Source organism: Pseudomonas sp. SDO55104_S430, assembly GCF_054070595.1.
This window is the reverse complement of sequence record NZ_JBSVXG010000054.1, coordinates 1-26,731: the sequence shown is the minus strand read 5'-3', so window position 1 is coordinate 26,731 and position 26,731 is coordinate 1. Positions and strand designations below refer to the sequence as shown.

General features: G+C 61.2%; 15 protein-coding genes. 6 read left to right on the top strand and 9 right to left on the bottom strand.

Annotated features, from left to right (window positions below; translation table 11 throughout):
- Positions 1–57: 57 nt before the first annotated feature.
- A complete protein-coding gene (locus ACW9JE_RS12360; protein WP_457432918.1) occupies positions 58–10,845 on the bottom strand; it encodes a peroxidase family protein in 10,788 nt (3,595 codons plus the stop codon).
- 185 nt (positions 10,846–11,030) lie between these two features.
- A complete protein-coding gene (locus ACW9JE_RS12355; RefSeq protein ID WP_457432917.1) occupies positions 11,031–11,192 on the bottom strand; it encodes a hypothetical protein in 162 nt (53 codons plus the stop codon).
- Between the two features lie 317 nt (positions 11,193–11,509).
- Between ACW9JE_RS12355 and ACW9JE_RS12350 the strand changes: the two genes are divergently transcribed.
- The 4 genes from ACW9JE_RS12350 (at position 11,510) to ACW9JE_RS12335 (ending at position 16,944) form a co-directional block, all read left to right on the top strand.
- Complete coding sequence (locus tag ACW9JE_RS12350) at positions 11,510–13,246, top strand: type I secretion system permease/ATPase (protein WP_457432916.1); 1,737 nt, start codon at positions 11,510–11,512, stop codon at positions 13,244–13,246.
- A gap of 6 nt (positions 13,247–13,252) precedes the next feature.
- Entirely contained in the window at positions 13,253–14,593 is a 1,341-nt protein-coding gene (locus ACW9JE_RS12345; protein WP_175379728.1) for an HlyD family type I secretion periplasmic adaptor subunit, read from the top strand.
- Position 14,594: 1 nt separating this feature from the next.
- Positions 14,595–15,923, top strand: a complete 1,329-nt coding sequence (locus ACW9JE_RS12340) for a TolC family outer membrane protein (RefSeq protein WP_224536879.1) — start codon at positions 14,595–14,597, stop codon at positions 15,921–15,923.
- Between the two features lie 103 nt (positions 15,924–16,026).
- Complete coding sequence (locus ACW9JE_RS12335) at positions 16,027–16,944, top strand: LysR family transcriptional regulator (RefSeq protein ID WP_224536881.1); 918 nt, start codon at positions 16,027–16,029, stop codon at positions 16,942–16,944.
- Here the strand turns inward: ACW9JE_RS12335 and ACW9JE_RS12330 are convergent.
- The 6 genes from ACW9JE_RS12330 to ACW9JE_RS12305 all read right to left on the bottom strand — a co-directional run bounded on the left by ACW9JE_RS12330 (position 16,941) and on the right by ACW9JE_RS12305 (position 22,451).
- Positions 16,941–17,552: an RraA family protein gene (locus tag ACW9JE_RS12330; RefSeq protein WP_457432915.1), complete on the bottom strand. Its 612-nt coding sequence runs from the start codon at positions 17,550–17,552 to the stop codon at positions 16,941–16,943. The genes ACW9JE_RS12335 and ACW9JE_RS12330 overlap by 4 nt on opposite strands.
- Entirely contained in the window at positions 17,545–17,937 is a 393-nt protein-coding gene (locus tag ACW9JE_RS12325) for a RidA family protein (protein WP_457432914.1), read from the bottom strand. The genes ACW9JE_RS12330 and ACW9JE_RS12325 overlap by 8 nt, the downstream gene beginning before the upstream one ends.
- 18 nt (positions 17,938–17,955) lie before the next feature.
- Positions 17,956–19,335, bottom strand: coding sequence for an MFS transporter (locus ACW9JE_RS12320; protein ID WP_457432913.1), 1,380 nt, complete (start codon positions 19,333–19,335; stop codon positions 17,956–17,958).
- Between the two features lie 136 nt (positions 19,336–19,471).
- Positions 19,472–20,401, bottom strand: coding sequence for a 2-hydroxyacid dehydrogenase (locus ACW9JE_RS12315; RefSeq protein WP_457432912.1), 930 nt, complete (start codon positions 20,399–20,401; stop codon positions 19,472–19,474).
- Positions 20,398–21,153 carry a class II aldolase/adducin family protein gene (locus tag ACW9JE_RS12310; protein ID WP_457432911.1) on the bottom strand — a complete coding sequence of 252 codons (756 nt, stop codon included), beginning with the start codon at positions 21,151–21,153 and terminating at the stop codon, positions 20,398–20,400. Before ACW9JE_RS12310 ends, ACW9JE_RS12315 begins: the two co-directional genes overlap by 4 nt.
- Positions 21,150–22,451, bottom strand: a complete 1,302-nt coding sequence (locus tag ACW9JE_RS12305; RefSeq protein ID WP_457432910.1) for an MFS transporter — start codon at positions 22,449–22,451, stop codon at positions 21,150–21,152. Before ACW9JE_RS12305 ends, ACW9JE_RS12310 begins: the two co-directional genes overlap by 4 nt.
- A gap of 155 nt (positions 22,452–22,606) precedes the next feature.
- Between ACW9JE_RS12305 and ACW9JE_RS12300 the strand changes: the two genes are divergently transcribed.
- The gene (locus tag ACW9JE_RS12300) at positions 22,607–23,566 is read left to right on the top strand and encodes a LysR family transcriptional regulator (RefSeq protein ID WP_457432909.1); all 960 of its coding nucleotides are present in this window, start codon (positions 22,607–22,609) and stop codon (positions 23,564–23,566) included.
- Positions 23,567–23,579: 13 nt separating this feature from the next.
- Here ACW9JE_RS12300 and mrdA read toward each other — a convergent pair whose 3' ends face one another.
- Complete coding sequence (gene mrdA, locus ACW9JE_RS12295) at positions 23,580–25,472, bottom strand: penicillin-binding protein 2 (RefSeq protein WP_457432908.1); 1,893 nt, start codon at positions 25,470–25,472, stop codon at positions 23,580–23,582.
- A 234-nt stretch (positions 25,473–25,706) separates the two neighbouring features.
- On the opposite strand from mrdA, the gene ACW9JE_RS12290 reads away from it, so the two are divergent.
- Positions 25,707–26,630, top strand: a complete 924-nt coding sequence (locus ACW9JE_RS12290; protein ID WP_457432907.1) for a TIGR03571 family LLM class oxidoreductase — start codon at positions 25,707–25,709, stop codon at positions 26,628–26,630.
- Positions 26,631–26,731: the final 101 nt, after the last annotated feature.

Genomic DNA, 26,731 nt, shown 5'->3' with positions numbered 1-26,731 from the left:
ATCCAATGCCCTCCCTTCTTCTTTCATCTACCTGCCCTAACAGGACCGATCAACCCCTCACGTTGCCAGAATGAAGTCCGTTGCATTCACGGTCGTCGCATCACCCACGCCCACCAGTCGAATGGTGTCCGTTGCTCCCGCGAAGCTGAGCAGCGTATCGGCACCGACATCGGTGACGGTGACATTGGCGGCAAAGGTTGCCGCGGTGATGTTCAGGCCCGTGATGTCGAGCCGGTCCTGGCCGCCTGCCGGGTTGGCGTCGAAGCCGATGATCTGATCGGTTCCGAAGCCTGCGGAGAACCTGAAGATGTCGTTGCCGGTACTGGCAACCATCGTGTCGTTCCCCGCACCACCGGTGACTGTATCGTTGCCGGCTCCGCCGTCGATGAAGTCATTGCCGATGCCGCCCAGCAAGGTGTCGTCGCCGACACCGCCGAGCACGGTGTCGTTGCCGGCACCACCGTCGAGGGTGTCGTTGCCGTTACCGCCGTCCAGGTTGTCGTTGCCCAGCCCACCCAGCAGCGAGTCGTTGCCTGCGCCACCGTTCAGGGCGTCGTCGCCGTCACCGCCGTCGAGGGTGTCGTCACCCGCGCCGCCGTTGAGGACATCGATGCCGAGACCGCCCAACAGCTGGTCGTTGCCGCCGTCGCCGTTGAGGGTGTCGCTGCCACCGTTACCGGTGAGGACGTCGTCGCCGCCACCGCCGTTGAGGGTGTCATTACCCGCTCCTGAGGTGATGGCGTTGTTCGAGCCGTTGCCTGTACCGACGAAGTTGCCGGCGCCGGTGTAGAGCAGGTTCTCGACGTTGTTGCTCAACGAGTAGTTGCCCAGCGCCGTCTGCACGGTATCCACACCGCCACCCGTCGCTTCGACCACCACGTCGCCGTTGTTATCGACGACGTAGGTATCGTTGCCGGCCAGGCCCACCATCCGGTCGGCCCCCACACCGCCGTTGAGCAGGTCATTGCCGACCCCGCCGGTGATGGTGTTGGCCAGAGCGTTACCGGTGCCGGTGAAATTGCCGGTGCCGGTGTAGGTCAGGTTCTCGACGTTGGCACCGAGCAGGTAGCTCGTCAGAGTGGTTTGCACCAGATCGGTACCGTTATTGGCGGCTTCGTTGACGGTGTCGCCGACGTTGTCGACCACGTAGGTGTCGTTGCCGTCACCACCGTTCATCACATCCGCACCCAGACCACCATTGAGAGTGTCGGCGCCATCCTCACCATTGAGGGTGTCGTTGTCGTCTCCCCCGTTGAGGATGTCGGCGCCGTTACCACCAAACAGCTGGTCGTTACCACCCAGGCCATTGAGCGTATCCGCACCGCCAAGTCCAAGTATCACGTCCGCGCCCGCACCGCCGGTGAGGACGTTCGCCGCGTTGGTGCCGGTCAGCACCACGCCGGTTGGTATCACCACCGCCGCAGTAGCCGCAGAGGTCAGCGTTTCCAGCGTGCCGAAGCCGTCGGTGTAGCGCACGATCACCCGCAGTTGCAGGTTGCCCTGCGCCGTACCGGGGGTGAAGGTTGCAGCAGTTGCCCCGGCGATATTGGTGAAGGACGTGCCAGTACCCTGTTGCCATTGATAGCTGAAAGTACCCAGCCCATCGACATCGGCAATGCCTGTGGTCACCGCGGTAAGCACTTGGCCTTGATCCGGCGTGGTGTCACTGATCAGCGGCAGACCTGTCGGTGCATCGTTGACGTTGGCCACAGGATCGGTGGCATCGGACGGCACAGTCTCGTGCACACCGAAGTTGTCCACGTAGCTGACCACCACCCGCACCTGGTTCCCGACCTGAGCCTGGCCGAGGGTGAGCGTGGTACCGGTGGCGCCGGGGATGTTGACGAAGGTCACGCCGTTGGTCATCTGCCACTGGAAGGTGAACTGAGGATTGCTCAGGCCATCCACGTCGACGATGGTTGCCGGATTGACGGTCAACACCTGGTTCTGCGTCGCGACACCGGTGACGACCGGTGGTGCCGATGCTGCGCTGTTAGCCGTGGAATCGACGATCTCCAGCGTGCCCTTGGCATCCTGATACACCGCGCGGACGCGGATGTTCAGGCCCGCTTCATCATCCGTCACGCGGAAGGTGGTGCCAGTCGCCCGCGATGCTTCGCCGGCGGCGACAACGGTGATGTCCTCGTAAACGCCGGAACCGGCGATGGCTTCAACCTGCCAGTAGTAGGCCACGGGACCGGTCACTGCACCGGTCGCATTGGTCGCCGAAAAGTTGTCCAGATCGCGAACCTGCAGATTGCTGACCCGCAACAACTGGCCGGAAACCGGCGTGTCGTCACGCACCCCGGTGGCATCGTCGAGGATTGCCAGGTGACCCGATGGACCGGCGTTGACACCCGAACCGACTCCGGTGACCTCCGCTCGATCGGAGAACTGCAGCCGTTCAACGCCAGTCAGACGATCTTCCCCATCACGACCGACCACCGTATCGGTGACGATGACCGTGTTGCCCTCGCGACGAATGGTGTATTCGTCGGCAACCCCGGAGAACAACGCCGTGTCATAACGATCATTGCCAGTCAGGATCTCCCGCACGATCACCAGCTGGCCAGGGTTGTAGGTACCGTTGAGCATCAGCGGCACCATCGGCTCCATGCTGTTGAACGAGGCGATCTCGGGACCCGTGCCATCGATGTTCGCCCGCACGCTGATGCGTACGTTCAGCCACTTGTCACCGTCGATGATGTCGTTGCCGCCACGGCCTTCGATCAGGTCGCTGCCGCTGCCACCGAGGATGATGTTGCCGCCATCGAAGAACGTCGCACCGGCTGGCAGCAGGCTCGACAGCCCGTTGATCAGGCCGATGTTGGTCAACACGCTGCCGTTCGCACCAGCGCCAGGCAGCGACGCCGAGTCCTCGTTGTCGCCGCGCAGGAAGTCACCGTGCGCCGACCCCGACAGACCTTCCATGATGTCAAACCGCACCAGCGCCGAGGCTCCCGAACCGGGCACCTTCGGAACATCGAAGAAGCGGTCGGTGTAGTCGATGGAGACGCCCTGGGCCAGGTCCTTGAAGGTTGCCCAGTCATAGCCCGAGCCGCCGATGTAGCGGTCGCCGAAGCCCAGGCTGCCGACCATGATGTCGTCGCCGCCTTCACCGTTGAACTTGTCGTTCTCGTTGCCGCCGATGAAGACATCGTTGCCGATGATCGGGTCGTTGCCCAACGGATCGAAGTTGTCGCCAGGCGCACCGTCGGAGGTGCCCTTCTCGATCCAGTCGTCGCCTTCGTTACCCATGTCCTGTTCGTTGGCCTTGCTGCCCAGGATGAAGTCGTTGCCCTGGCCGCCAATCGCTTCGGAGGCGTCTTCACCGGTGACGATGAAGTCGTTGCCGAAACCGCCAATGATCAGGTTGACGCCGTTACCACCGTGGAGCACATCGTTGCCGTCGCCGCCCTGGATGTTATCGTCGCCGCCCGCGTCGGTGATGATGTCGTCGCCGGCACCGCCACGCAGCTGGTCGTTGCCGTCGCCACCCTCGATGCGATCGTTGCCGCCATCGCCCCAGACCGTGTCGTCGCCTTCACTGGCGATGAGGATGTCGTTGCCATTGGTGCCACCCAGCACGATGTGCTGATCACCGGTGTAGCGAATGTAGTTGGTATCCGGTCCAGCCGTCAGTGGGTTATCGCGGAACACAACCTGCTGGTTGTTTTCGCTGAGCGGGTCGGCGTTGGCCAGGCCTTCGTTGAACTGCTTGCTTTGATCGACTTCCAGGTAGTACCCGGGATCGGAGAACACCAGGCCCGGCAAGTGCGTGGCCGAGGTGTTGGCCATGATCAGCTTGGCGAACGAGTTGCTTTCCAGTTCCGCGTTCATCGACAGCCCGGAGGTCCGTTCCAGGTAGTAGAAGCGGTCGCCGTCCTGGAGTTTTTCCAGCTGGTTCTCGAACACGAAGTTGAAGGTCGAGCCGAGCATGCCGCCAAACGGCGTTTTCTCTTCGGCCAGGCCGCCAATCCACATGTCGATGGCATCTACACCCGTCACTGTCACCCCATGGAGATCGTCGGCGGTGCCCAGCACTCCATCCTTGCCGGCACGCGTCACGTTGCCCCAGGTTGCACCGGTGCCGTTGAGGAAGTCCAGGCGGTCAGCTGGCGCTCCCGTACCACCGAACACCAGTGCCATGGCGGCAGCGCGCTTGGCTTCCAGGGTGGTCGCCCCGGTGATCGTGCTGTGGGTGCCATAGGCCGCGATGAAGTTGATCAGCGACTCCGGATGCTTGAGGTGTTGCAACAGGTCGACCCAGCTGGTGTACGGCTTCATCTGGGTATCGCCGGTCTGGTTGTAGATGTCGCGGCGGAACGCGTTGAGCGAAGGAATCCCCACGTCTCGGCCACGGGCGATGTTGATCGCCGGCAGATCGAGTGGCAGGCCCAACAGGTTGTTGCGCAACGCCTCGGTCACGAACTCGTCGATTTCGTTACCGGCCTGGCGCGTCACACCACGCACGATTGCGCTGGTCGCGTCCTCTGGCGTCACGCCACTGGCGGCATAGGCCAGCGGGTTGAGGAACGCCGCGATCAAGCCTAACTGCTGATCGGGATCGGTGCCGTTCGGATCGCTTATCACGTTGAAATTCACGTCCAGCCGATCGACAGTCTCGGTCAGCATCGAGTGACCAAACCGGTACACGGTATGGGCAAACTCGGCGACGATCGAAGGGTCGAGGTCGACGTCGTAGACCTGGGTCGGTGCGAAGAACAGGTCGACGTTGGGCGAGATGGTTCGCGCGAACTCCTCGAATACCAGGTGTTGGTACTGCATCTCGGTACCGAACTTGGCAGCCTGGAACAGACGTTCGCCATTCCACACCAGCGCATCGATCTGGGCCTGGTTGACCGGCATCGCCGCCACCGGATTGAGCAGCCACTCGTTGAGGAAGGCCACGTCTCCCGAATCGAGCACGGTGTCCTTGGTCTGGGCGACCAGACGGTTGTGCTCGGAGTGGAAGATCGCATGCACGGCGGTCAGGCCGATGTTCTCGTTGACCCGGCCGTCGCCGGCGATGTAGTGCGCGTCCAGCAGTTCGTTGTCGTAGGTCAGGTTGTTACCGCCTGGGCCAGTTGGCTGGGAGTTGCCTACAAGAACGTCGCCATCAGCCTGCAGTACCCCGCCGGTGATGACCGGCACGGCATTGTGGGCGATGTCAGCCAGGAACTGATGGCCGGTGCGCACAGCGTTGGTCAGGTCGATCGGGGCAAGCGGGTTGCCTTCGACCAGCACGTCATCGGCAGTACCACCAATGCCGTCGGCCCCCTTCATCACCACTTGAACCTTGCCGGTCGGGCCAGGGAGGAAATTACCGTAGGCATCGGTCGCAATCAAAGGCACGTTATCGACATCGGCATCGGTCAGGTTGATACCCAGTACGTCACGGGCCTGCGCCTTGACCACTTTCCAGGTGGCCATACCGCCAATCTCCGTATCGTCGCCGCCACCGAACTTGCCATCCGTTCCCAGATCACGGTTGGTGATCAACTGCCCGGTCGCGATCGGTCCATCATTGGTCAGCACATAACCACGCAGGAACACCTGGTGCGATGGATGCGAGCTGTAAGTCTGGTTCTGATCCACGAACGGTGAGGTAGTGTTGGTGTGCTCATGGATGTCGTCGGCCGTGCCGAGAATGCCGTCGACGCCTGGCTGGTTGGTCGCGCGAGTCAGCACCATGAAGTTAGTCGGGCTGCCTTCCACATACAGCGGATCATCGGGTTTCAACGGAATGAACACAGTGCCCGAACCGCCTTTGGTGACCAGGTCCAGACCATGATCGAAGAACTGCCCGAAGAAGGTCATCCAGGCGTTGAACGGCGCGGACAGGCCGGCATCCGCTGCGGTGTTCTCGAACAGATACACATCGTGATCGTCGGTCGTTCCGAACTGGCCATCCAGACCTGGGCTGGCGACGATTCGTACGCCGTCCTTGAGTACATCGTCGTTACCAGGAGTGTTGTTCGGTATGCCGAAGTTGAGCACACCGTCCACACCCGGGTCGTACGCCGTGGCATAAGCCGCCGGGTTGTTCGACGTCTGATCGACGATCAGGTTACTGATGGTGCGCGGCTGCGAGTCAACGACAAGGCCACTGTTTTGTGTATACGAGGTACCTGCCTCCGCCGGGTTGAGGACCGGATCGCTGATGCGCGGGAACAGGTTATCGGCAGCACCGTATTCGGTGTGGTTGTTGCCATTGAGGTTCAACAGGTTGTTATTCGATCCGTCGACCGTGCGCAGGCCCAATGGCGCGCGGATGTTCGGGAGCAACGAGAGCATGTCCGCACCCGCCGCATCAGCCTCGGCAATCTTGATTTGCGCGAGGATGAAGTTCAGGTCGGAACGCACCATATGCAGCCCTTCGCCACCCGCGGTGGCATCGACCACAGGCGTCTGCGCGGTGGGCACGACCGGCGCGCCGGGCACTACCGCAGCAGTGGGTTGCGAGAACACTATTTCGGTGGTGCCATGGCCATCCTGGTAGATCGCCTTGACCCGCAACGACAACCCGGCAAGGTCCGGTGAGACCTTGAACGAAGTGCCATCGGCGCTCTGGAACGCCAGGTCACCAGCTGGGAGCAGGATGATGTCCTCGAACACGCCGCTGCCTGGATCGGCCTCGAATTGCCAGTAATAAGAGACCGAGGAGCTGTTGAGACTGCCACCAGGGTTGTTGGCGTCGGTCACTCCGGCGACGCTGACCGTCAGCATGTCGCCCACTGTGATCGCACCGCCGTTTCCGTCCGTGATTGTCGGTCTGCCGACCGGATTTGCGTTGCCCGCCGCCAACACTCGCTGACCATCAGCGAATTGCAGGCGCTCGATATGCAGCAGGGTGTCAGTGCCGTCGCGGCCTGCGACGGTATCGACCACCGTCCACACATCATCCGCCGTATTGGCCGTGTTGTTGTTATCAACCGTCACCACATACTCGTCTTCATTCCCGGAGAAAATGGCGGTGTCGAATGCCGCCCCTCCCGTCGAGGTACCTGGAAGGATCTCCCGCACGGCCTTGAGCTGACCGGGGTTGATAGAGCCGTTGAGCATGAACGGAATCATGTCGACCATGCTGTCGAACGAGCCGATCTCTGGCCCTGTATGGTCGACGTCGCCAACGTTATAGACCGCAATCCTGACATTGAGCCATTTGTCACCATCGATCAGGTCATCGCCACCACGCCCCTCGATCAGGTCGCTGCCATTGCCACCCAGCAGAATGTTGCCGGTGGCAAAACCTGTGGTAGGCAGATTGGCTTCGGCCAGGAACTGCTCCAGTCCGCGGATCAGATCCACGTTAGTCAGCGCGCTTCCCGTCGTGCCTCCGTGGTTGAGGATGGTGACCGCATCCACGTCATCCCCCTTGAGCACGTCGCCGAACTGCGAACCGGACACCCCTTCGACCTCGGCAAACCGGTCGAGGATCGAGGCCGGCGAGGCGCCGACCGGATTGAACACGCCGGCGTTCTGGTTTGGCGCGTTGCCATGGGGCTGCGCCAGCGCGGCCAGGCTCAGGTCGACGGTGACGCCAACCTTGTCATTCTTGTAGGTGACCCAGTCGAATCCGGACATGCCCTCCATCTTGTCCTGGGCATCGCTGCCGACAAAAATGTCATCGCCACCCTCGCCGATCATTTCGTCGAAGCCACCTCCGCCGACGAAGATGTCATTGCCGATCACCTCGTCACCAAGCAACGGCGCAAAGTTATCGCCAGGCGCGCCATCCTGGGTACCCTTCTCGATCCAGTCGTCACCTTCGTTACCGGTCGGTGGCAGGTTGGTCTTGGCGCCGAGAATGAAGTCATCACCCTTGCCACCGAAGGTGGTGGAGATATCTTCTGTAGTGATGATGAAGTCCTGCCCATCGCCGCCCAGGATCAGGTTGCCGCCGGCAAGCATGGCGCCGGCGATGATCACGTCGTTGCCGCCGTTGCCTTCCAGACGGTTGTCTCCGAAGGCGTCGGTGATGATGTCATCGCCGTCGCCACCGAGTACCGCATCGTTACCGGCACCGCCTTCGAGGCGGTCGTTGCCCTCGTCACCGTAGAGAGTGTCGTCGCCGTCGCCGGAGATGATGATGTCATTGCCGTCGGTGCCACCGAGCACGACATGGTCTTCACCGGTGTAGTGCAGGAAGTTGGTGTCAGTGCCGACGGTATCGGGGTTGTCGCGGATCACCAGCGGCACGATTTCCACGCCGTTGATTTCCAGGCCGCCCGTTGGATCGGCGCGGCCATCTGTGCCCAATCCAGTGTATTGCCTGGTCTGATCGACTTCGAGGGTAAAGGTTGGCGTCAGGAACACGGTGTTCGACAGGTGGGCGACATCGGTGTTGAGCATGATCAACTTGGCGAACGAGTTGTTCTCGAGCTCGGCACCGAAGTCCATGCCTGCGGTACGTGACAGGTAGTAGAACCGGTCGCCGTTCTGCAGGGCTTCCATCTGGGTTTCGAACACGAAGTTGAAGGTCGAGCCGAGCATGCCGCCGAACGGCATTTTCTCTTCGGCCAGACCACCGACCCACAGGTCGATGTCATCGACGCCGGTGGTGGTGACGCCATTGACCATGGCGTAGCTACCGGTGCTGTTGAGGAACGCCAGGCGATCCACTTCATTGGCGGTGAAAACACGTTCATTTGGAGTACCGGCGTTGATCACCGCGCTGCCACCAAACACCAGGGCAACGGCAACCGCCCGCATCTCGAGCACGGTATCCACATCGGCGGCATTCAATGCCGCGTGGTTACCGTAGGCTGCAATGAAGTTGACCAGCGATTCGGGGTGCTTGAGGTGTTCCAGCAGGTCAACCCAACTGATGTACGGCTTGAGTTGGCTGTCGCCGGTCATTTCAAAGAACTCGCGGCGAGCCTCGTTCAGCGTGGGAATACCGGTATCGCGACCGCGGGCAATGTTCAGGGCCGGCAGGTCGAGTGGCAGACCCAGCAGGTTGTTGCGCAATGCCTCGGTGACGAACTCGTCGATCTCGTTACCGACCTGTCGGGTCACACCACGAATGATCGCGCCTGCGGCTTCATCCGCAGTCGCACCGCTGCCGGCGAACGCCAGCGGATTGAGGAAGGCGGCAATCAGGCCCAGTTGCGGATTGTCCGGATCGTTGATCAGTGGATTGAACTCGGGGTCGAAGCGGTCGACGGTCTCGGTCAGCATCGAGTGCCCGAAGCGATACACCACATGGGCGAACTCGGCGAGGATGGCCGGATTGATCGAGGTGTCGTAGCCGTTGGGCGCGAGGAATTCGTCGATCTGTGGCTGGATGGTCCGGCCAAATTCTTCGAACACCAGGTGCTGGTACTGCATCTCGGTACCGAACTTGGCAGCCTGGAACAGGCGTTCGCCGTCCCACACCAGCGCGGCGATGCCTTCTGCCGTGGTTGGAATCGCGGCGACATCATCGACCAGCCACTCATTGAGGAAGTTGACGTCGCCAGCGGCCAGCAAGGTGTCCTTGGTTTGCTGCACCAGCCGGTTGTGCTCGGAGTGGAACACATGGTGCACGGCGGTCAGGCCAATGTTTTCGTTGGCCCGGCCATCACCGGCGATGTAGTGGGCGTCGAGCAGTTCGTTGTCGTAGGTCAGGTTGGTGCCGCCAGGGCCCGGTGGTTGCGTATTGCCGACGTCGGTGTCGCCATCGGCCTGCAGAACCCCGCCGGTAATGACCGGCTCGGCATTGTGGGCGATGTCGTCGAGGAAGCCATGGCCGGTGCTGATGGCGCTGGCCAGGCTGATCGGTGAGGCCCGGTTGCCTTCGACCAACTGTGTGACGTCATCGGCGGTCCCCGCGATGCCGTCAGGGCCATTGCTGATACGTATCACCACCTGCGGCATGCCGTTTTCGCCGGGAATGAAGTTGCCGTAGTCATCGGTGTACAGCAACGGCACCCTGTGCACATCGGCGTCGGTCAGGTTGATACCGAGAATGTCGCGGGCCTGAGCCTTGACCACAGCCCAGGTCGCCATGCCGCCGTTTTCGGCGTCGCCATCATCGGACGTGCCGAATATGCCATCGTCGCCCAGGTCGCGATTGGTAATCAGCCGCCCGGTCGCAACGGGTTCGCCAGCTGCATTGAGCATGTATTCACGCAGGAATACCTGGTGCGAAGGGTGCGAGCTGTAGGTCTGGCTCTGATCCACGAAGGGCGATGTGGTGTTGGTTTGCCCGCGGATGTCGTCGGCCGTGCCGAGAACGCCGTCCGCACCCGGCAGATTGGTCGCACGCGACAGCACCATGAAATTGGTCGGGCTGCCTGGTACGAACAGCGGGTCGTCCGGCTGCAGAGGCACGATCACCATGGCGGTGCTGCTCTTGGTGACCAGGTCCAGACCGTGGTCGAAGAACTGACCGAAGAAGGTCATCCATGCGTTGAATGGGGCCGTCAGGCCGACGTCCGGCGACTGGTTGGGGATGAAGAACACCGGCTTGTCATCGTCGGTGCCGAACACACCGTCAAGGCCTGGAGTCATCACCGAGGCTGCGCCGCCATTGGCTGCAACCGCTGCGGGGTTACTGGCAGTCTGGTCGACAATCAGGTTACTGATGGTCCGTGGCGCCGAGTCGACCACGTTGCCGGTACCGGCGTATGCCGGCGACTGATACTGGGGATCGAGCAGACGCAGAAAGGAATTATCCGAGGCGCCGAACTCGCTTTGCCCGGCCACCAAATTGTTGTAGCTGCCATCAACCGTTCGCAGGCCGAACGGCACCTGACTGTTGGGCAGCAGATCAGTGAGATCGGCACCGTTGGCATGGGCCTCGGCGATGAAGATCTGCTTGAGGATGAATTCCAGGTCCGCCTTGCTGAAGTTGGCCATTTTGTTTTCCCTCTGTGTATCCGGAAAAAGGGCACTGAACGGAATAACCGCTCACGCCCGTCAGGTGCTGGCTTTTGTTTTGGTTTTTGAATCAATTTTCAGGCGAAAGCGGTCGCGGGAACGCCGTCAGCGGGCACCCGGAATACACACCTGGAATTTGCGAAAAATGAGCGTTCGCTCAGCGATCAGGCAAAGCGAAAACGAGCCCCTGGCGGGCCATGGAATCGGGAAGCAAAGGCGAACGTACTGAAGTGTCCCTTCACTTTGCGAACCAACGAAATGATCGACATGTTGTGCTCCTGCGGGAAAACCACCTCACCGCGCACCGCCAGAATGATGGCAGGCATCAGGCGGATGACTCGCCCAACACCTAAGACTAAAGTTCTATAGGAAAGGAATGTCAATTCGCTGGCGAAAAAGCTGACGACTGGCAGCAACCTCGCCAAATAGCTGTTTTCAAAAGATATATAGAAAGTTGAGAGCAACCTTAGAGCGAAAAGATATTTCAGACTGTTACGTCGGAACTACGCTCCAGCTTATGGGAGCAACGCAGGCATTTCAGAGCTTCGCCGCCAGAGCGACCTGAATGAGAAGGAATTACTTTTGACATCTGTCAGTTGTTACACGGCAAGAATGACTGGCGTTTTGATGAGGGGTGAGCGACATGCCCAAACAGTCGAGCCCGCGCTCCGAATTGGCTGATGCGCTCTTTCGTTTGCGCCGCAGTTTTTACTCTTTGGCTGCGTTCAGTGGCGTCATCAACATCATGATGCTGACGCCCGCCGTGTACATGCTGCAGGTCTATGATCGAGCGTTGGTCAGTCGCAACGTGACGACGCTGACGATGCTCACCGTGCTGGTGATCGGTCTGTTCCTGCTGATGTCATTGCTGGAGATGGTCCGCACCCGCGTGCTGATCCGCGTCGGCAACTGCCTGGACATGGAACTCAACCGACGCATCTTCACCGCCGCCTTCGAGCGCAACTTGAGTCGCGCCGGTGGCAACCCGGCTCAGGCCCTGCAGGATCTCTCGCAGGTTCGCCAGTTTGTGACCGGCAATTCCCTGTTCGCATTCTTCGATGCGCCTTGGACACCGATTTACCTGTTCGTGGCTTATCTGATTCACCCGCTGCTTGGCCTGCTTACGCTCGCAGGCTCGATGATTCTCATGGGGCTGGCTTATCTCACCGAAAAGGCTACGCAAAAGCCGCTGGCCGAAGCCAACCAGGCCGCCCTCTCCTCTTCGCTCTATGCCAACAACAACCTGCGCAACGCCGAAGTGATCGAGGCCATGGGCATGCTGCCGTCGATCAGCAAGCGCTGGTTCCAGAGTCATCTGCGCATTCTGGAAATGCAGACCCTGGCCTCCGACCGCGCGGCACTGATCAGCAGCACCGGGCGGTTCGTGCGAATCACCTTGCAGTCGCTGATCCTCGGTGCTGGTGCGTTGCTGGCCATCGAAGGCAAGATCACCCCGGGGATGATGATTGCCTGCTCGATCCTCACCGGCCGTGCGCTGGGTCCGGTGGAACAGGTCATCGCTTCGTGGAAGCAATTGCTGGGCTGTCGCTCGGCCTGGGGTCGGCTCAACGACATGCTGTTCGAGTTTCCGCGCCGGCCACCGAGCATGTCGCTGCAACGGCCGCAAGGCATGGTGGCCGTGGAGAACGTGTACGCCGGCGCCCCCGGTACCAACACCACCATTCTGCGTGGCGTCAGCGTCAGCCTCGTGCCGGGCGAAAGCCTTGGGGTGATCGGCCCGTCCGCTTCGGGCAAATCCACCCTCGCACGCCTGCTGGTGGGTGTCTGGCCGGCACAGGCCGGCAAGGTGCGCCTGGACGGCGCGGACATCTTCAACTGGAACAAGAGCGAGCTCGGCCCCTGGCTTGGCTACCTGCCACAGGACGTGGAGCTGTTCGAGGGCACCATCGCCGACAACATCGCGCGCTTCGGTGAAGTGGACAGCGACGCGGTCATTCGTGCCGCCAAGGCCACGGGCGTGCACGAGATGATCCTGCGTTTTCCACACGGCTATGACACTCGCCTGGATACCGATGGCAGCCCGCTGTCCGGTGGCCAGAAACAACGTATCGCCCTGGCCCGCGCGCTGTACGGCGAACCCAATTTGATCGTGCTGGATGAGCCGAACGCCAACCTCGACGACGTCGGGGAAAAGGCTCTGGTCGATGCACTGGCCGAACTCAAGAACCGCGGCGCCACCGTCATCCTGATTTCCCACCGTCCCAACGTACTCTGCGCCGTCGACAAGGTGCTGATGTTGCGCGACGGCGGTGTGCAGATGCTCGGTACCCGCGATGAAGTATTCACCGCGCTGCGCAAGGCCGCTGTTATGCCTGCCACCGCGCCGACTCCGCTGGCTTCGGCCAAGGCACGGGAGTGACCGACCATGCAGATGACTCAACACACCGAGATGATTCCCGCCGATGCCAAGAGCCTGGTGGACCTGAATGCGGCCCGGCCTGCGATCTGGGGCATGTGGCTGGTGATCGCAGGCTTCGGCGGATTCCTGCTGTGGTCCTGGCTGGCGCCGCTGGATGCCGGCGTGGTCGCCACCGGCACGGTCAAGGTCACCAGCAATCGCAAGGCGGTGCAGCACCTGACCGGAGGCACAGTGGAGGCGATCCTCGTGCGCGAAGGCGACGTGGTGAAAAAAGGCCAGGAGGTGGTGCGCCTCGACTCGCTGCGGGCCATTGCCGAACAGGGTGCGATCAGCGCCCAGTACATCGTCAGCAAGACCGTGGAAAATCGCCTGGAAGCAGAGCGGGACGATCGCGATGAAGTGACTTACGACCCCGAGCTGCTCAGCCGATACCAGGGCGATCATCGCCTGATGGCCGCCATGGATCTGCAGCAGCGTCTGCTCGACACCCGGCGCGCGGGTCTTGCCGGCGAGATCAGCATCCTCAAGGAAAACCTCGCGGCCTCGGCGGTGCAGCTCAAGGGCCTGCAACAGGTGTATGGCGCCCGTGCCTCGCAGATCAACTTCCTCAACCAGGAACTGCAAGGCACCCGCGTGCTGGCGGCCGAAGGTTATGTGCCGCGCAACCGCCTGCTGGAGCTGGAGCGCAGCAATGCCGACCTCTCTGCCAACCAGGCCGAGAACCTCAACAACATTGCCCGGGTGCGCAGCCAGACCACCGAAATCAAATTGCGCATCCTGCAGCGCCAGCACGACTACCTGAAGGAAGTCGAATCACAGCTGACCGACACCGCCAAGGAAAACACCACCCTGGCCGACCGTCTGCGCGCGCTGGATTATGAAGTGACCCACACGGTGATTCGCTCGCCCATCGACGGCATGGTCCAGTCCTTGAGCATCGCCACCGTCGGCGGGATCATCCAGCCGGGCTTCAAGATCATGGAAATCGTTCCGGTGAACGAACCGCTGCAGGTCGACGCGATGATTCCCGTGCAGGCCATCGACAAGATGGTTCCTGGCCTGGACGTGGACATCTCCTTCCCGGCCTTCAACCATGCCCGCACTCCGAACATTCCAGGCCGGGTAAAAACCATTTCCGCCGACCGCCTGATGGACGAGGAAAGCAAGCAACCCTTCTATCTGGCACAGGTGGAAGTGACGTCCGACGGCATGAATCTGCTGGGCAGCAATCACATCCGCCCGGGCATGCCCGCCAGCGTCACCATCAAGACCGGCGAGCGCAACTTGATGAGTTATCTGCTCAAGCCGATGCTCGAACGTGTGGACAGCTCCTTCAAGGAACAATGAAATGGAACGTCATTGCCTGCTCTTCTGCCTTCTGGGGTTGTCCCTGCAAGCCCCCGCGATGGACCTCAAGCAAGCCTGGGATCTGTTGCAGTATCAGGGCCCGATCTATCAGGCCGCCATCCACGAAAAGCAAGCCGGTGCGGAAAACCGCGCCATCGGCACCGCCGGCCTGCTGCCACAGGTCAACGCCTCGGCCTACAACAACAAGGTCAATGGCTCGCAACGCCAGAACGGCGTCGACAACGATCTGCACTACGACTCCAAGGGCGCCAACGTGCGTTTGCGCCAGCCGCTGTTCAACAAACAGAAAATGGCCGAGTACCGCCAGGGTCAGCAACGGGCCGACTACAGCGTCGCAGTGTTCGATGCAAAGAGCCAGGACGCCGCGGTGCGTCTCGCGCAAAGTTATTTCGATACGCTGCTGGCCAGTGAAACCATCACCTTGGCCCGGTCCAAACTCACCGCTTTCGAGGAGCAACTGGCCTCGGCCAAACGCCGCCATGAACTGGGCGCCGGCACCATCACCGATGTCGACGAATCGGCCGCACGCCGCGATCTCGCCGATGCCGAACTGATCGAAGCTCAGGACAACCTGGTCAACGCCCTGCGCAAACTGGTGGAATACATTGGCGAAACGCCCGAATCGCTGACCACCTTGCAACCGGCCTTCGATACGCCACCGCTGATGCCCAGCGGCCTGCAGGACTGGCTGGTGAAGGCCCAAGCCGACAGCCCGCTGATTCATGCGCGCCGCTACAGTCAGAACCTCGCCGAAGAAGAAGTGAAGCGGGCCAAGGCCGGGCACTGGCCGACACTGGACTTCATCGCCGGCTACACCGCAGGCGAGAGCCAATCGATCACCGAGATCAATCAACGCAACCGCTATGGCTCGATCGGCCTGGAAGTGAATTTCCCGCTGTACAGCGGTGGCGGTGTCAGCGCCCTGACTCGCCAGGCCGCCGCTAACAGCTACAAAGCGCAGGATGAACTCGACGCCACTCGCCAGGAAGTGATCTCCGGCACCACCCGCGAATACGCCGGCGTGCAGAGCGGCGCCAAACGCGTGCGCGCGCTGGAGAAAGCCGTGCTGTCCAACGAACGCTCACTGGCCTCGACCCGCAAGGGTTTCAAGGAAGGCGGCACCAGCACCAACTCGGACGTGCTCAATGCCGAAGAACTGCTGTTCGTCGCCCGCCACGATCTGTTCGAAGCCAAGCTGCGCTACCTGATGTCGCGCCTGCGCCTGGCTTCGTCGGTGGGCAGTCTGGGCGATGACGATATCGATCAGATCAACGCCTACTTGGGCCCCGAACTGCTGGTCACCAACTGAATCCTCCTGTGCCGCACGCCTGACAATGCTAGGATCCTGCGACCCTCCCCTGCACTTGCAACGGGTCGGGGATCCTTCATTTTCCGGATTTTGATGACCGCCTATGCAACGCCTGCTCAACGACCGCCTGGACTGGAACCTGCTGCGCACCTTCCGCGTGATCGGCCAGGAGCTGAGCATCAGCCGCGCCGCCGCTCGCCTGCACCTGACGCAACCGGCGGTAAGCCAGGCGCTCAAGCGTCTTGAGGAACAGCTGGGCCGGCAACTGATCGCCCGTCGCGGACCGCGCTTTGCCCTGACCGAAGCCGGCGAGCAGATCTTCGCCCTGGCCGGCGAAATCTACGGGCAGATGTCCCAGGTCAGCAGCGCCCTGGAACAGCCGGCGGACGAAGTGATCGGCAAGGTGCGCCTGCTGATCATCAGCCGGATCTTTTCCGAGCGCTTCGATGACTTCCTCGCCGACTTCCATCGCCAGCATCCGCGAGTCGATCTGGAAGTCGAGGTGATGCGCAGCTCGGACATCGTCAGCGCCCTTCAGGAAAAAACCGCGACCCTGGGTCTGAGCCTCAACCGCCGCCCGCAACCGCGCCTGGAACAACGCCTGTTCCTGCGTCAGCGTTATGCGTTTTTCTGCGGCAAGCACCATGCAATGTTCGGCCGGCAGAACGTCGTCGAAGGGGATTTGCAGAAGGAGAATTTCGTCAGCTTCACCAGCGACCAGATCGGCGGCATGCTCTCACCACTGACGATCTTTCGTGATCAGCAGGGCTTCAGCGGACGCATCGTTGCCTCATCGCCAAGCCTAGAGGAAGTCCGGCGACTGGTGATCGCCGGCTTCGGAATCGGCTGCCTGCCCGAACACGTGGTGGCGGCCGACGTCGACGCCGGATTGCTCTGGCGCCTGCCGCCCCACGAAGGCATTGCCGATGTGGACATTCATTTGCTGTGGAACCGCGAACAGCGCATGAGCCGTGCCGAGACGATCTTTCTCGAAAGCCTGCAGCAACGGCTTACCGACTAGACGCGCAACACCTGCCCGATCGGTTCACCAGAACGCAAGCGTTCGAGCAGGCGAGGCTCGGCGCGGTCCGAAGCCAGGGCCCGCTCGATGACTTCTGCTGCCGTTGCCGTATCGAGGAACAGCACGCCGTTGTCGTCGGCCAATACCCAATCCCCCGCCTTCACCGTCACGCCCGCGCAGTGGATCGGCTGATTGATCATGCTGTCGCCGCGACCGTGCAGCTTGGTGGTTAGCAGGCTGGTGCCACGGGCGAACACCGGCAGCCCGCCTTCGCGCAGTTCCAGAAGGTCGGTCACCGCACCGTCCACCACAATCGCCACCGCCCCCGCGCATTGTGCCGCGCAGCTGGTGACCGCGCCGACCGGGGCGTGGCGATGATCGCCATCGGTGTCGATCACCAGCACATCGCCCGGTCTGATTTGCGCCAGGGCGTGATTGACCGCGATGGCGTCGGCGCCTTTCAGTTTCAGCGTCAACGCGCGACCCACCACTTTCACGTTGGGCACCATGGCGCGCAGTTGCGGATCGGCGAAACCTTCTTCGAGAAAATGCCCCAGGGTCGGAAAACTCAACGCCTTGAGCTGTTCGATCAGTTGCGACTCATCCATGTTGCGGCTCCCTGTTTATCAATTCGGCGACACAGTCGATCTCCAGCGAAACGCCCCACAGCGCCACACAGACGGTGGTGCGGGCCGGTGGCGCGTGGCCGAGGAATTCACGATACACCGCGTTGAACGGCTCCAGTTGCGCGGGGTCGGTCAGGTAGGCGTTGACCTTGATCACGTGGCTGAAATCCGAACCCGCTTCAATCAGGATCGCCTCCAGATTGCGCAGGGTTTGCCGCACCTGCTCTGTAAAATCCGCGGGCTGTTCGTCGAGGTTGTCGCGGGCCGGAATCTGCCCGGCGGTGAATACCAGGTGGCCGCTGACCACCGCCTGTGAGTAAGGGCCGACCGGGCCGATGTAGCCCGGGGCCGATTGAATTCTGCGCATGCTGATGGGTTCCTTGGGTCAGGCCGCAGCCGATTTGAAAGGTTTGTCGGAGGTCGTGTTGTCTTTGGCGGCGGCTTCGGGGATTTCGCTGATGTCCTGCTTGAAGGTCTCGGTCAGCAGCAACAGCGCCACCAGGGAAATCAGCGCCGCGCCGATCATGTACCAGGCCACCGATGAGCCTTTGCCGGTAGCGGCCAGCAAGGCGGTGGTGACGATCGGCGTGGCCGCGCTGCCGAGCAGGCCGGAGAGCATGTAGCTGATGGACAACCCGGAATAGCGCACGCGGGTGCCGAACAGTTCGGCGAGAAAGGTCGCGATGGGACCGTAGTTGGCGGCAAACGCGGTCATCAGCAACAGGTAGCCGAAGACCACCAAGGACAGCTCTTTGGTGTCCATCAACCAGAACATCGGGAACGCCACCAGCGCTTCGGCGAGGATGCCGCCGACGATGATCGGCTTGCGTCCGAAGCGGTCGGAGAGCGCGCCGAACACCGGCAACATGACGATGCACCAGGCGCATGAGAGCAGCACCACACCGAGCATCGTGCTGCGGCTGAAGCCCAGATTCTGCGTGCCGTAGGTCAGGCCGAAGGCGACGATTATGTTGAACGATGCGCCGGTGGACATGGTGGCGACACCGCCCAGCACCACTTGCTTCCAGTACTTGCGGAACACTTCGGCCAGCGGCATCTTCACCTGTACGTCGGCTTGCTTGACCTTGTTGAAGGCCGGGGTTTCCGAGATGTTCAGGCGGATGTATAAGCCGACGGCAATCAACAGCACGCTGGCCAGAAACGGAATTCGCCAGCCCCAGGCCAACAGGTCTTCAGGGGACATGCAGGCGGCAATCAGCAGGAAGGCCAGGTTGGCGATCAGGGTTCCGGCAGGCACGCCGATCTGCACCCAGGAACCGTAGAGGCCACGCTTGTTGGCCGGCGCATGCTCCACCGCCATCAACACCGCCCCGCCCCACTCGCCGCCCAAGGCCAAACCTTGAACGACCCTGAGCAGCAACAACAGGATCGGCGCCCAGATGCCGATGGTGGCGAAATCCGGCAACAGACCGATGGCGAACGTGGCCGCGCCCATGGTCAGCAGCGAAATCAACAGCATCGACTTGCGTCCCAAACGGTCACCGAAATGCCCGAACAAGGCCGCGCCGACAATCCGCGCCAGATACGCCGACGCGAAAGTGCCGAAGGCCAGCAGAGTGCCGATCAACGGCACGAAATCCGGGAAGAACACTTTGTTGAATACCAGCGCCGAGGCCGTGGCAAACACGAACAAGTCGTACCACTCCACGGTGGTGCCGATCACGCTGGCCACCGCGACCTTCTTCATGCTGATGGCAACTTGCGGCGGTGCGCCGGACTTTTCTGCGGACGATAGATCGCTCATCACTGTCTCCAGGAATTTATTTAATTGTTTTGGACTGGCAGTAAATCGGTTGAGGCGAAGTTTGTTGTTATGGCTCGCCCAACTAACTAAGTGGGCGAGTTCGCAGGGCTTGGTTGTTGTTTGAATAATGCTTAGTTCAGTAACCCAGTAGTCGGTCGGCGCAGTTCAATAGCGGCTCGCCGGCATGCAATCGACGGAAGTTTTCCGCTACCTGTTCGGCAATGCAGTCATGTGAGGCCGCCGAGGCCATGTGCGGGGTGATGGTGACGCCGGGCATGGTCCACAGGCGGTCGTCGACCGGCAGCGGTTCCTGCTCGAAGACATCCAGCGAGGCGCCGCGCAGTTGTCCTCGGGCCAAGGCCTGTTCGAGGTCATCGATATTCAGGTGACCGCCGCGACCGCAATTGACCAGGACTGCGCCGTTGGCCAGTTTTTCGAAGGTGTCGCGCCCGAGAATGCCGCGAGTTTCGTGGGTCAATGGCAACAGGTTGATCAGCAACTCCACACCGTCGAGAAAGTCGTAAAGGTGTTGTGCACCGGCAAAGGTGTGCACCCCCGAAAGATCCTTGGTGCGCCGCGCCCAACCGCGCACGTCGTAACCGGCGGCGACCAGGTCCAGGGCGATGGCGCTGCCCAGCGAACCGAGCCCCATCACCCCGACCTTGAACTGCCCCGCCGCCCGTTGCAGCGGCCGTTCCCAGCGCTGTTCGCGCTGTTGCGACAGCACCTGATCGAAGCCACGGTGATAGTGAATCACCGCCCAGCGCACGTACTCGGTCATGCCCTGGCGATGGCCGGGGTCCACCACTCGGCAAATCGGCAGGTCCGGGCACGATGGGTCGTGATCCAGATGATCGATGCCGGCGGCCACCGAATGAATCACCTGCAGGTTGGGCAATGCCGCAAGGCTGCCCGGCAACGGAAACCAGCACGCCGCCATCTGTGCGTCGACGGCCCTCGGGTCATCGGCCAGCACGGTGGTCAGTTGCGGCGCACTGCGAGCGAACGCGGCCTGCAGTTGCTTGAGCAGCACATTGTCGCGGGACAGCAGGACCACGGTATTCATGACTGATAGGACTCGCGCTGGGATTCGATCAGGGTCAGGGCCGCCTGCCAGGCCAGGTCGATGATGTTGTCCTGCTCATCGCGGTCGAACTGCTCGGCGGTGTGCGCGCAGACTTCCGGCGAGGGGTAATGCAGCTCCGAACCACCGGCCAGCGCCTGGACCTGCGCCTGGCAGGCACGCTCCAGAAAGTGAATTTCCTGGAATGCCTGGGCCACGCTCGAGCCACCGACCAGCAGGCCGTGGTTGCGCAGGATCATCGCCCGATGCGGACCGAGGTCGGCGATCAGACGCTCACGCTCGTCCAGCGACAAGGCGATGCCTTCGTAGGTGTGATAGGCCAGCTTGCCGTAGAACTTCAGCGCGTGCTGGGTGATCGGCAGCAGGCCCTGCTTCTGCGCCGCGACCGCCATGCCGGCGGCAGTGTGGGTGTGGATCACGCAGTTGAGGTCCGGGCGCGCCATGTGGATCGCCGAATGAATCACGAAGCCTGCGGCGTTGACCCGATGGCCTGCGTATTCAGGGTCCACCACGCGGCCTTCCTGATCGATGCGCACCAGGTCCGAGGCGCGCATGCGGTCGAAGATCACCCCGTAGCGGTTGATCAGGAAGTGATGCTCCGGCCCCGGGATGCGCAGGGTGATATGGGTGTCGATCAGATCGGTCATGCGAAAGTGCGCGACCAGGCGATACAGTGCCGCCAGTTCGCAACGGGCTTGCCATTCGACCGGGTCGATATGTGCGGGTTTACTCACGAATACACCTCTTTGACAGCGTGGGTGACGACCGGGTTGGCGCGCAGGCGGGCCAGGCCGCAAACACCGATCAGGGACACGGCCGAGAGCAAGGTGAAGAACACCGCCAGCGGCAACCATTGTCCGGAAAACTTGCTGGCCAGCAGCGTGCCGATCAGCGGTGTGGTGCCGCCGGCCACGGCGCAGGCCAATTGGTAAGCGATGGAAATCCCCGAGTAGCGCAGATGCACCGGGAAGGCCTGGGTCATGTAGCCGGCGATCACCGCGTACAGCGCCGAAAGAATCACCACGGCCATGGCGATGCCGAGGGTCATCAGCAGGATGTTTTGCGTGCCCACCAGCAGGAACATCGGGTACGGCGTCACCATGCACAGCAGCGCCACCAGCTTGAGGAAACGGTCCTCGCCGATGCGTTCGGCCAGCAGCGCCGAAATCGGTTGGGAGAGCAGCTGGATGATGGTTACCAGGAACAGGCAATCGAGAATGGTCGAGCGCGCGATGCCCTGGTACTGGGTCACGTAGGTGATCATGAAGGTGTTGGTGAAGAAGAACCCGGCCGAGCCGATGGTCACGGCGGCGGCCGCGAACAGGATCTGCCGCCAGCAGGTGCGGATCACGTCCATCACCGGGTATTTGGCGGTTTCATGATTTTTTTGGGCCTTGGCAAACTCCGGCGATTCATGAACCCCGGAGCGTATCAACAGCCCGACCATCATCAACACGCCACTGAACAGGAACGGCAGACGCCAACCCCAGGCGAGGAATTCATCCGGCTCCAGGGGAGTCACCAGGCGAAAGGCAATCAAGGCCAGCAGCAAACCGGCGGGGCTGCCGAGTTGGGCGAACGACGCATAGAAAGTCTTGCGTTTGGCCGGCGCATGCTCACTGGCCATCAGCACCGCCCCGCCCCACTCGCCGCCGACGGAAATCCCCTGGATCACCCGCAGCACGATCAGGCCGATGGGGGCCCAGATGCCGACGCTGGCGTAGCTGGGCAACATGCCGATGCCCGCCGTGGCGACGCCCATCAGGGCCATGGTCACCAGCAGCATTTTCTTGCGTCCCAGACGATCGCCCAGATGCCCGAACACCATCCCGGCCATGGGGCGGGCGATGAAGCCGACGGCGAAACTGCCGAAAGCCGCCAGGGTGCTCATCACCGGATCGCTGCTGGGGAAAAACACTTGCCCAAGCACCAGCGCCGCCGCGGTGGCGTAGATGTAGAAATCGTAGAACTCGATGGTCGTGCCAATGAAGGCGGCGGCCGCGGCTCGGCGCGGTTGGGGCGTAGTGTGCATGCAAGGACCCTGTGTACTTATAGTTTTGGGCAGGTGTTAAGGCTGGTGACGGTTGCGCTCTGTGGCGCTTGTGGGCTTTATCGCTTCCGTGCCAGGATTAGTCAATTTTCAAATTCTTATCTTTACTATTAGCCCTGCTACTACATGGAGTTTTTATGTCTTCTGGCGCCAACCCTTGGGTCGGCCGGCGTTTTCTCAATGACCGGCTCGACTGGAATCTGCTGCGCACTTATCTGGTGATTGGCCAGGAAGGCAGCATGAGCCGCGCCGCCGCCCGTCTGCACATCACGCAGTCGGCGGTGAGTCAGGCGCTCAAACGGCTCGAGGAACAGCTGGAATGCGTGCTGATTGCCCGCAGCGGACGGCGCTTCGATCTGACGGAAACCGGTGAGGAAGTGCTGCGCATTGCGGCGGATATCTATGGCGATATTTCACGTCTGGGCACGGTGGTGGAAAGCCGTCATGACGACGTGGTGGGCAAGATCCGCATTCTCACTGTCAGCGGAGTGCAGGCGCGGCACTACGATGAGTTTCTTGCGGACTTCCATGAAACCCACCCGAAAATTGAGCTGGAAGTCGAGGTGATGGGCAGCTCGAACATCATCAGTTCGCTGCTGCAAAAGACCGCGACGGTCGGCGTCGGCCTGTGCCGTTTGCCGCAGCCGCGACTGGAGCAACGGGTGCTGTTTCGCGAGACCTACGCCTACTTCTGCGGGCAGCGGCATCGGTTGTTCGGGCAGGAGAATTTGACCCTGGAGCAGTTGGCGGCGGAGAACTTCGTCAGCTTCACCAGCGATCAATTGGGCGGCAATTTGTCACCGCTGACGCTGTTTCGCGATCAGCAAGGTTTCACCGGCAAGATCGTCGCCTCCTCCACCAGTTTCGAAGAAATTTACCGGTTGATCTGTGCAGGTTATGGCATTGGCTGTTTACCGACGCATCTGGTACGCCGGGATGTAGAACAGGGTCTGCTGTGGCCCTTGCCGCCGGAAAATGGCGTGGTGGATTTCGATATCCAGCTGCTGTGGAATCGCGAGCAGAAGATGAGTCAGGCGGAAACGGTGTTTCTGGAGAGCTTCCAGCACATGCTCAGTATTCGTGAGCCTGTGCTGTGAAGCCCTTGCCTGTTTAAACGTGAGGATCGCCCGGGACCTTGCTCGGGGCGGCGTATTGCGGTTTCAGATGGCCGTCCTGATCGAGTAACCAAGCATCCATGATCTGCCGCACCACGGGGCCGGCGACGCGACCACCGGCCTCGCCGTTTTCGATCATCACCGATATCACGATCTTCGGATGTTCCGCCGGAGCGAAGCCGACGAACAAGGCGTTGTCGCGGTTACGCTCGCGGGTTTTCTCGCGGTTGTAGCGCTCGCCCTGCTTGATCGCCACTACTTGCGCCGTGCCGCTCTTGCCGGCGATACGATACTGCGCCCCTGCCGCTGCTGCCCGCGCGATCCCGCGGGCATCGTGCATCACCATCTGCATGCCGTGGTTGACCTGCTCCCAGTCGCGGGGATCCTTGAGCAGAATGTTCGGCATCGGGTGCTCGTCCACCGGCGCTACGCCATCGACGGTCTGCGCCAGGTGAGGACGATTCCATACGCCCTTGTTGGCGATCAGAGCGGTAGCCTGGGCCAGTTGCAGCGGCGTGACCTGCATGTAGCCTTGACCGATGCCGAGGATCACCGTCTCACCGGGGAACCAGGCCTGACGGCGTGTAGCGCGCTTCCAGGCCTGGGAAGGCATCAGGCCCGGGGATTCTTCGTACATGTCCAGGGAGACTTTCTCACCCAGGCCGAACATCGCCATGTAGTCGTGCAGACGGTCGATCCCCAGCTTGTGGGCCAGGTCGTAGAAGTAGGTGTCGTTGGAGCGCATGATCGCCGCGTCCATGTTCACCCAGCCATCGCCGCTGTGGTTCCAGTTGCGGTATTTGTGATCGTAATCCGGGAGCTGGTAGTAGCCGGGATCGAAGACGCGGGTCTGTGGGGTGACGATGCCGGCGTCCAGTCCGGCAATGGCGACTTCCGGTTTTATGGTCGAGCCCGGGGCGTAGAGGCCGCGCAGAACGCGGTTGAACAGCGGCCGGTCGATGGAGTCATGCAGCGCCGCGTACTCCTTGAAGCTAATGCCGGTGACGAACAGGTTCGGGTCGAAGCTGGGTTTGCTGACCATGGCCAGCACTTCACCGGTCGACGGATCGAGCGCGACGACAGAACCGCGTCGATCGCCGAGAGCCTGCTCGGCGGCCTCCTGCAGTTTGACGTCGAGGCTCAGTACGATGTTTTTGCCGGGTATCGGGTCGGTGTGTTTGAGCACTCGTAGTACACGACCCTGGGCATTGGTTTCGACTTCTTCGTAACCGACATGGCCATGCAGTTCGGATTCGTAGAATTTTTCGACGCCGGTCTTGCCGATGGATTGCGTACCACGGTACTCGACGGAATCCAGCGTCTTGGACTCTTTTTCGTTGATGCGGCCGACGTAGCCGATGGAATGGGCAAAGTGTTCTGCGTACGGGTAATGGCGCACGAATTGCGGTTCGACATCGATGCCTGGGAGGCGGAATTCGTTAACCGCCAGTACCGCGATCTGCTCTTCGGTCAATTCGTAAAAGAGCGTCACCGGTACGAATGGGTGACGGGCCTGTTTCATGGCCTTGTCGAACACCGTGCGATCTTCAGGCGGCAGGTGCAGCAGATAGACCACCTCGTCCAGCTCTTGCTTGACGTCGGTGGCGCGTTCGCGGGTGATGGTCAGGTTGTAGCTAGGCCGGTTGTCCGCGAGCACTACGCCATTGCGGTCGTAGATCAGGCCACGAGTGGGGGTGATCGGCAGGACGTGGACGCGGTTGTTTTCAGAGATGGTGGAGTGATAGTCGAACTCGACCACCTGCAGGACATACATCCGCACTACCAGCGCACAGGTGATGGCGACAACGAACAGGGCGCAGGCCATCAGTCTTCTGTTGACCAGACGTGTCTCTTTTTCGTGGTCCTTGATGGGGATTGCTTCGGGCATTTCTGTTGCAACTCTTTTGGAGGAGGCGCCAATCCTTGGGGCTTGAATCATTCCGTGGAAAAAATGAGCTGCACCATAGCAAAAACGGTCCGGTCACTTTGTGAGATTTCTTTAATGTAACTGGTGTCGAGATTCGTGCGATTTACTCAAGATTGATATTCCCATTCATGCGTTTTTCCTGGTGATTGCGCTGGAGATACTGGATGCCTGTTATTGCGTTATTTGGAGACGTTCATGCATCCACGATTTCAACGATTACTGGGTTCGAAAGGGTTTTCCATTGGGCTTGAGCTGCCGCTCGATAATGACTGGTCGAGTGATGGCCAGCGATTACGGGTTGCCGATGGGCGTCCGTTCGGTGTGCCTGACCTGAAGCAACATGCCGTCTTGGCGCGAATGGCTGACCAATCCGGATTCCGAGCCTTGTGGGTTCGGGATGTACCGGTCTACGACCCTCACTTCGGCGATGCTGCGCAGGTGTTCGAGACCTTTTCATATCTGGGTTATTTGGCCGGGATTACCGACAACATCATGTTGGGGACAGCGGCGGTCGTGCTTCCGTTGCGGCAGCCCTGGTTGACACTCAAGTCGGCCAATAGTGTCGATGAGTTGAGTGATGGACGCCTGCTGCTGGGCGTGGCCAGCGGTGATCGGCCGATGGAATATCCATTGTTTGGCGTGAATTACGATCAGCGTGGCGAAGTTTTTCGCGAGACGGTTGAGTTGTTGCGCAGTCAGGGGGAAGGTCGTTTGCCGGCGGGTGCCCGTCTGCTTCCGGAGCGCGAGCAGTCGGCGCCTTTGCTGGTGGCGGGTCTTGGGCAGCAATCTCCAGCCTGGATTGGTCAGCATATGGATGGTTGGCTGGCTTATCCGGGGACGCCGGATGAACATCGTCGTCGGGTCGGGCTGTGGCGTGAGGTGGGCGGTGACAAGCCTTACATCAGCTTTGTGCATCTGGATCTGGCGGCCAATCCACATGCGCCGATGCGGCGTATTCATTTCGGTGGAAGCACCGGGCGCCTGGCGCTGATCGACGAACTTCAGGCTTTGCGTGAAGCGGGTGTGCAGCATGTTGGATTGCATCTACGCCGCAGCGAGCGCCCAGTCGGGGAGATCATCGAGGAGATTGCAGAACACGTGCTGCCGAAGTTTCACTGATGTACGAGGACAGTCGTTGGGCTGTCCTTTTCCGCGCACCATTTTTCGCGCGCAAAAACAAAACCCCAACTGCTTTCGCAATTGGGGTTTCGGAATTTAAT

Bases quoted from the DNA above. Each gene is read 5' to 3' on its own strand.
- ACW9JE_RS12320 (WP_457432913.1), bottom strand. From the start codon at position 19,335: ATGAGCGATCTATCGTCCGCAGAAAAGTCCGGCGCACCGCCGCAAGTT.
- ACW9JE_RS12350 (WP_457432916.1), top strand. From the start codon at position 11,510: ATGCCCAAACAGTCGAGCCCGCGCTCCGAATTGGCTGATGCGCTCTTT.
- ACW9JE_RS12335 (WP_224536881.1), top strand. From the start codon at position 16,027: ATGCAACGCCTGCTCAACGACCGCCTGGACTGGAACCTGCTGCGCACC.
- ACW9JE_RS12325 (WP_457432914.1), bottom strand. From the start codon at position 17,937: ATGCGCAGAATTCAATCGGCCCCGGGCTACATCGGCCCGGTCGGCCCT.
- ACW9JE_RS12345 (WP_175379728.1), top strand. From the start codon at position 13,253: ATGCAGATGACTCAACACACCGAGATGATTCCCGCCGATGCCAAGAGC.
- mrdA (WP_457432908.1), bottom strand. From the start codon at position 25,472: ATGCCCGAAGCAATCCCCATCAAGGACCACGAAAAAGAGACACGTCTG.
- ACW9JE_RS12340 (WP_224536879.1), top strand. From the start codon at position 14,595: ATGGAACGTCATTGCCTGCTCTTCTGCCTTCTGGGGTTGTCCCTGCAA.
- ACW9JE_RS12290 (WP_457432907.1), top strand. From the start codon at position 25,707: ATGCATCCACGATTTCAACGATTACTGGGTTCGAAAGGGTTTTCCATT.
- ACW9JE_RS12300 (WP_457432909.1), top strand. From the start codon at position 22,607: ATGTCTTCTGGCGCCAACCCTTGGGTCGGCCGGCGTTTTCTCAATGAC.
- ACW9JE_RS12305 (WP_457432910.1), bottom strand. From the start codon at position 22,451: ATGCACACTACGCCCCAACCGCGCCGAGCCGCGGCCGCCGCCTTCATT.
- ACW9JE_RS12315 (WP_457432912.1), bottom strand. From the start codon at position 20,401: ATGAATACCGTGGTCCTGCTGTCCCGCGACAATGTGCTGCTCAAGCAA.
- ACW9JE_RS12355 (WP_457432917.1), bottom strand. From the start codon at position 11,192: ATGCCTGCCATCATTCTGGCGGTGCGCGGTGAGGTGGTTTTCCCGCAG.
- ACW9JE_RS12360 (WP_457432918.1), bottom strand. From the start codon at position 10,845: ATGGCCAACTTCAGCAAGGCGGACCTGGAATTCATCCTCAAGCAGATC.
- ACW9JE_RS12330 (WP_457432915.1), bottom strand. From the start codon at position 17,552: ATGGATGAGTCGCAACTGATCGAACAGCTCAAGGCGTTGAGTTTTCCG.